The 2,734-nt window shown below is 67.5% G+C and carries 3 protein-coding genes and 1 pseudogene; 3 read left to right on the forward strand and 1 reads right to left on the reverse strand.

Translation table 11 applies throughout. From position 1 onward, the window contains the following. Positions 1–775 (reverse strand): acyl--CoA ligase (locus tag HZB86_04640; protein ID MBI5904823.1); only part of this gene is annotated, 775 nt, incomplete at its 3' end. Positions 776–879: 104 nt separating this feature from the next. Here HZB86_04640 and HZB86_04645 point away from each other — a divergent pair. The 3 genes and pseudogenes from HZB86_04645 to HZB86_04655 all read left to right on the forward strand — a co-directional run. Continuing rightward, positions 880–1,134 (forward strand): hypothetical protein, encoded by a 255-nt coding sequence (locus tag HZB86_04645; GenBank protein ID MBI5904824.1) that lies wholly within the window; start codon positions 880–882, stop codon positions 1,132–1,134. A 111-nt stretch (positions 1,135–1,245) separates the two neighbouring features. Then, positions 1,246–2,560, forward strand: a pseudogene (locus tag HZB86_04650) (NAD-dependent malic enzyme). Positions 2,561–2,575: 15 nt separating this feature from the next. Further along, the coding region (locus HZB86_04655) for a phosphomannomutase (protein ID MBI5904825.1) at positions 2,576–2,734 on the forward strand (159 nt) is incomplete at its 3' end.

The following is a 2,734-nucleotide window of genomic DNA, read 5'->3' on the forward strand; positions in this document are numbered from 1 at the left end:
CGAGGATCCGGGCCATCATCGTGGCGGTCAGGAGGACGGTGGTGACCGAGCGCCGCTCGATGGCGCGCAGCGTCTCCTCCGGATCGAAATCCCTGTGCAGCACGACCGTCGCTCCCACGTGGAGGAACCGGAGCAGCCGGCCCGTCCCCCCCATGAAGGGGAGGGGGGCGCACGACAGGAAGACGTCGTTGCGGGAGAGTCGGAGCTCCAGCGCGGCGGACGTGGACGCCGCCAGGAGGTTCCGGTGGGAGAGCATCGCGCCGAGGGGGCGACCGGAGGAACCGCTGTTGTAGACGATCAGGGCCACGTCGGTTTCCGCGACGGGAGGGTACGCTTCCGCGGCCGCGCTCCCGCCCGCGGGGATCCCGCCGTGCCCGTCGATCCGGAAGAGGGACGGGATTCCCGGGAGGGACGCGCGGATCTCGTCGACCCGGAAGGCGAACTCCCCGTCGTACAGGAGCGCCTTGACGTCGGCATCCTCGAGGATGCCGACCTGCTCCCGGCCGATCAGCAGGTAGTTGAGGGGGATGAGGGCCGCACCGGCGCACGCCACGGCGAAAAGCGCCTCGACGTACGCGACGGAGTTGTGGGCGAGGATCGCGACGCGGTCGCCGCGCCCGATTCCCGCGTCGCGAAGCAGCGCGGCATGGCCGCGCACCCGGTCGCGGAGTTCGAGGTATGTCACGTCCTCCCCGGGGGTGGAAAGGGCGATCCGGGAAGGGTGGACGCGCGCGTTGTGCTCGAGGATGTCGCGGATGAGCAGGGAGCCCCCCATGCCCGCCGGAAGCGGGTAGTTTGACGGTACCAGACGGTGGCGGTTCTTTCAATCCCGCGTGGTAGACTGGGTCGGCTTGCGACTCGAAGGGGAAGGGGCTGGGGATGGACACCGACGGATTCGACGTCTACCCGATACTGCACAAGGGGCGCCTCTACAACGTCATCACGAAGATGGACATGACCTTCCGCGAGGTCCGGGCGGTGCTCGACGGACTCATCGCCCGCGGGGCGTTTCGCGGCGAGGACGGGGAGGGGGAACCCGGGATGCCGTACTCCTGCCCGGTGGAAGGGGACGTATTCGTGGTGGACGTCCAGGGGTACGACGTGGTCGTCCTCCGCAGGGAACCGGCGAAGTGAAGGGCGAGGGCGCCTCCCCCGGCGTTTCCTTCCCGCTTGAATTGCCGCTCGAGGTACGCTTAGAATTACCGTTCATGCCCGCGCACCATCAACTTTGAGTGGGGAGGAACCATGGCGACGACGCTATCTCCGAGCGAGAGCTACAGCATCACCATGCGGCTCGAGATCCAGAACAAGGTCGGCATGCTCGGCAAGGTGACGACCGCGATCGGGAACGTGGGGGGCGACATCGGGGCCGTCGACCTCTCCGGGCACGGGAAGGGTACCGTCACGCGGGACATCACCGCGCGGGCCCGCGGGATCGAGCACGCCCAGGAGATCATCAACGCCGTGAAGACGATCCAGGGCGTCCGGATCGTGAACGTCTCCGACCGGACCTTCCTCATGCACCTGGGCGGGAAGATCGAGGTCCACAACAAGATCCCGGTCAAGACCCGGAACGACCTCTCCATGGCGTACACCCCCGGCGTGGCGCGGGTCTGCATGGCGATCGCCAAGGACGTGAAGAAGTCGTACTCCCTGACGATCCGGCGGAACTCGGTCGCGGTGGTCTCCGACGGGACCGCGGTGCTGGGGCTGGGGGACATCGGCCCCGAGGCGGCGATGCCGGTGATGGAGGGGAAGGCGATGCTCTTCAAGGAGTTCGGGGGGATCGACGCGGAAGGCGGAGATGGACATCCCGGTGTTCCACGACGACCAGCACGGGACGGCGGTGGTGGTTCTGGCGGCGCTGCTGAACTCCCTGAAGATCGTGAAGAAGCGGATCGAGGACATGAAGATCGTGGTGGCGGGGGTGGGCGCATCGGGCGTGGCGTGCAGCAAGATCATCATGAACGCGGGCGCGCGCAACATCATCGGGGTGGACCGGATCGGCGCGATCTACAAGGGCCGCAAGCAGCACATGAACTTCATGAAGGACTGGTACGCGGAGCACACCAACCCGTTCAACGAGAAGGGGAAGCTCTCCGACGTGATCTCGGGGGCGGACCTGTTCCTGGGGCTGGCCGGCCCGGGGCTGGTCACGGTGGAGGACCTGAAGAAGATGTCGAAGGACCCGATCGTGTTCGCGATGGCGAACCCGGACCCGGAGATCATGCCGGAGGAGGCGGCCCCGTACGTGCGGATCATGGCGACCGGGCGCTCGGACTATCCGAACCAGATCAACAACGTGCTGTGCTTCCCCGGGATCTTCCGCGGGGCGCTGGACTCCCGCTCCACCTGCATCAACGAGGAGATGAAGCTGGCGGCGGCGTACGCGATCGCCTCCTGCGTGGGGAAGGAGGAGCTGTCGGAGGACTACATCATCCCGTCCGTGTTCAACCGGAAGGTCGGTCCCGCGGTCGCCAAGGAGGTCTCCCGGGCGGCGCACCGCACCAAGGTGGCCCGGAGGACCTCCAAGGCGTTCATGGAGATCCACCTCGACTGATGCGGTAACCGGACGTTGACGATCAATCCGCTGATCTTCCGCGAGTACGACGTCCGCGGGCGGGTGGGGAGCGACCTCCACCGGGACTCGGTCGTCCTGCTCGGGAAGGGGTACGGGACGCTGGCCGCCGGACGGGGGGTGCGGACGGCCGCCGTCGGGCGGGACGTGCGCCTC

The sequence above is a fragment of the Deltaproteobacteria bacterium genome (assembly GCA_016234845.1).
Lineage (GTDB): Bacteria > Desulfobacterota > Deferrimicrobia > Deferrimicrobiales > Deferrimicrobiaceae > JACRNP01.

Excerpts from the sequence above, each read along its gene's own strand:
- HZB86_04645 (MBI5904824.1), top strand. The coding sequence starts at position 880 with ATGGACACCGACGGATTCGACGTCTACCCGATACTGCACAAGGGGCGC.